The sequence below is a fragment of the Streptomyces sp. MnatMP-M17 genome, from assembly GCF_900091995.1.
Classification (GTDB): Bacteria; Actinomycetota; Actinomycetes; order Streptomycetales; family Streptomycetaceae; genus Streptomyces.
In genome coordinates this window covers 1-3170 of sequence record NZ_FMDK01000556.1, presented here as the reverse complement: position 1 = coordinate 3170, position 3170 = coordinate 1, and the positions used below count along the sequence as shown (strand labels likewise).

Annotated in this window: 2 protein-coding genes; one reads left to right on the top strand and one right to left on the bottom strand. The window is 69.2% G+C overall.

The annotated features are described in order from the left end of the window. Positions 1-169: 169 nt before the first annotated feature. Positions 170-1288: a DUF1996 domain-containing protein gene (locus GA0115259_RS24025; RefSeq protein ID WP_093600891.1), complete on the bottom strand. Its 1119-nt coding sequence runs from the start codon at positions 1286-1288 to the stop codon at positions 170-172. Between the two features lie 384 nt (positions 1289-1672). On the opposite strand from GA0115259_RS24025, the gene gndA reads away from it, so the two are divergent. Further along, complete coding sequence (gene gndA, locus GA0115259_RS24020; protein ID WP_093600889.1) at positions 1673-3115, top strand: NADP-dependent phosphogluconate dehydrogenase; 1443 nt, start codon at positions 1673-1675, stop codon at positions 3113-3115. The last annotated feature ends 55 nt before the right edge of the window (positions 3116-3170 follow it).

Below are 3170 nucleotides of genomic sequence, written 5' to 3'. Positions count from 1 at the left end.
CGGCGAGCCGCGCGGCTCGCCGGTGTGCGGGTGGTCGGTGTGCGGGTACTCGGTGCATGGCGTGCTGTCTCCTCGGGGTGGCGGTGCGGGTGGGAGAGCGAGTGGCGAGAGAACGGGAGAGCGCTCTCCCGGGGAGGTGCGGTCCACCTCCGCGGAAGAGCGGCCCGGATCAGGGCAGTTCGTAATTCGCGTTGAGCGCGGCGCCCGCCTCTGGGTGATTCTGGTCGTATCCACGGGCATCGCACTGGAGCCCGCCGACGACACAGTGCTGGACCAGCGCGTTCAGCGTGCGATCGTCCCAGGCGTTGAAGAAGTCGTAGTGGAAGGTGTGTCCCACTCCGCTCGCCAGCCTGACCTGTGACATATCACCGTTGACGGGCCAGGCCATCTTGAACTCGATCATCGGCAGCGCCACCGGATGCGAGGGCGGGCAGACGTCCTGGTTGGCGCCCTGCGCTCGCGGATAGGCCATATGGCTCTGGTGGTCCGGTGTGTCCAGATACTTTCCGTCCCAGCAACTCGGCGCCTGGAAACGGAGATTGAGCTGGACATCCGGCCGGGCCGGACAGGACGCGGGGATCTCGGTGTTCTTGTAGCTGTCCCCGCACTCCCAGCCCTCCACCCAGCCACGGTGGTTGCGGAACTGCTCGGCGGTCTGCAGCGGACTGCCGACGACGAAGCGCAGTCCCTTGGGGAACGGCCGCACCGAACGGTAGTCGGTGACGCCCGACTTGTAGTAGATGGTCTGCGGACCGACCGGCCTGACCGCGGTGTTACCGTTGAACAGCGTCGGCATCCAGTACGCGGACTTGTCACCGGGCGCCTTGCACGCGGTGCCGCCGCCGCTCAGCGAAGCCGTGGTGCTGTTCGCGTCGGTCGTGTTGTTGCCCATGAAGGTGTGGTCGTGCGACTTGCCCGGCTGGCCCGGGTAGACGATCGGGTCGTCCGGCCGGGTGTGTGTGACGGAACAGTTCGCCTGGAACTCGTGGAAATACCGGGTCGGCGGGATCTGGTCGGACGGCACGACACCGGTCACGGGCGGATTGGCCGGAATATAACCGTCTCCGTCGGGATCGTCGCCGGACGGTACGGGGACCGCCGGGGCCATCCGGTGTCCTGCGTGGGCCGCTTTGGCCGCCGCGGGCGGATCGGCCGCCCGGGGAGTGGCCTCGGCGGTGGCGGTGTCCGGGATCGCGATGAGCCCGAACGCCACCAGAGCGAGGGCGGTGGCGACGAGTAACGCGGACACCAGTGCGGTACTGCGAAAACTGCGCAATCTTTCGGCCATGCGGACCTCCATGCCGCTCTTCAGCCGCACCCGTCGGAGGATGCGGTGGGGGGAAGTGGAGCTGGAAGGTGCACCGCGGAGAGCCGGTCCCGCAGCCGGTGAAGAAGCCGGGATCACTGCGGGAGAGCGCTCTCCAAAGCGCTGTCAGTGTTACGCCGCCGCTGAGAGGGTGTCAATACTTTGTGAACGAAGCCCGGTCGACGCCTGCCGACCTCGTCTCGCGCTCGCGCTCAGAACACGGCACGATGCGTCAGGTCCGGAATGCATGAGCTCCGGGCCCGCTTGACGACTGATGAACGGCCGTGTCCGGCGGTACGTACCGCTCCCCAGCGGGACCTACCGGCGGCGCACGGCGCATCCTACGGATATCCAGGAGCACACGACATGAGTGGAACTGCCCAGATCGGTGTCACGGGGCTCGCGGTCATGGGCCGCAACCTCGCCCGGAACTTCGCCCGCAACGGCTTCACGGTCGCGGTGCACAACCGCACCGCGTCCAAGACCCGTGCCCTGGTGGAGGAGTTCGGTGATGAGGGCACGTTCGTCCCCGCGGAGTCCGCGGCGGATTTCGTCGCGGCGCTGGAGCGGCCCCGCCGGCTGATCATCATGGTGAAGGCCGGTGCTCCGACCGATGCGGTGATCGAGGAGTTCGCGCCGCTGCTGGAGGAGGGCGACGTCATCATCGACGGCGGCAACGCCCACTTCGCCGACACCCGGCGCCGGGAGAAGGAGCTGCGCGAGCGCGGTATCCACTTCGTCGGTGTGGGCATCTCGGGCGGTGAGGAGGGCGCGCTGCACGGGCCGAGCATCATGCCGGGCGGCTCCGTCGAGTCGTACGCCTCGCTCGGCCCGCTGCTGGAGCGGATCGCCGCCAAGGCGCCCGACGGCGCGCCGTGCGTGGCCCATATCGGTCCTGACGGCGCGGGCCACTTCGTGAAGATGGTGCACAACGGCATCGAGTACGCCGATATGCAGCTCATCGCGGAGGCGTACCACCTGCTGCGGTCCGTGGCCGGCTACTCCCCCGAGAAGATCGCGGAGACCTTCAGGTCCTGGAACACGGGCCGGCTGGACTCGTATCTGATCGAGATCACGGCCGAGGTGCTCGCCCATACGGATGAGGCGACCGGAAAGCCGTTCGTGGACATCGTGACCGACCAGGCCGAGCAGAAGGGCACCGGCCGCTGGACCGTACAGATCGCCCTCGATCTGGGCGTCCCGGTCTCCGGTATCGCCGAGGCGGTCTTCGCCCGCTCGCTCTCCGGCCACGCCGGGCTGCGCGAGGCCTCCCGCTCGCTGCCGGGCCCCACGGCGGCGGCGCTCTCCGAGGCGGACGCGGCGCGCTTCGCCGACCAGGTCGAGCAGGCGCTGTACGCGTCGAAGATCGTCTCGTACACCCAGGGCTTCCACCAGATCCAGGCGGGCAGCGACGAGTACGGCTGGAACATCGACCTCGGCTCGGTCGCCGCGATCTGGCGGGCCGGGTGCATCATCCGGGCCGCGTTCCTCGACCGGATCCGCGAGGCCTACGACACCCAGCGCGAGCTGCCGAGCCTGCTCTCCGACAAGCAGTTCGCCGAGGAGATCGGCGCGGCGCAGGAGGACTGGCGCGCGGTGGTCGCCACGGCCGTGCACCAGGGAGTACCGACGCCGGGCTTCGCCGCGGCGCTCTCGTACTACGACGCGCTGCGCGCCGAGCGGCTGCCCGCCGCGCTCACCCAGGGACAGCGGGACTTCTTCGGCGCACACACCTACCGGCGCACCGACCGCGAGGGCTCGTTCCACACCCTCTGGGGCGGCGACCGCTCGGAGGTCTCGACCGACTAGGTCCTGTCTAGCGGATCCAGCCGAGCGGCCCGGGCGCGGGCTCCGGCTCCGGCCC

Bases quoted from the DNA above. Each gene is read 5' to 3' on its own strand.
- GA0115259_RS24025 (WP_093600891.1), bottom strand. From the start codon at position 1,288: ATGGCCGAAAGATTGCGCAGTTTTCGCAGTACCGCACTGGTGTCCGCG.
- gndA (WP_093600889.1), top strand. From the start codon at position 1,673: ATGAGTGGAACTGCCCAGATCGGTGTCACGGGGCTCGCGGTCATGGGC.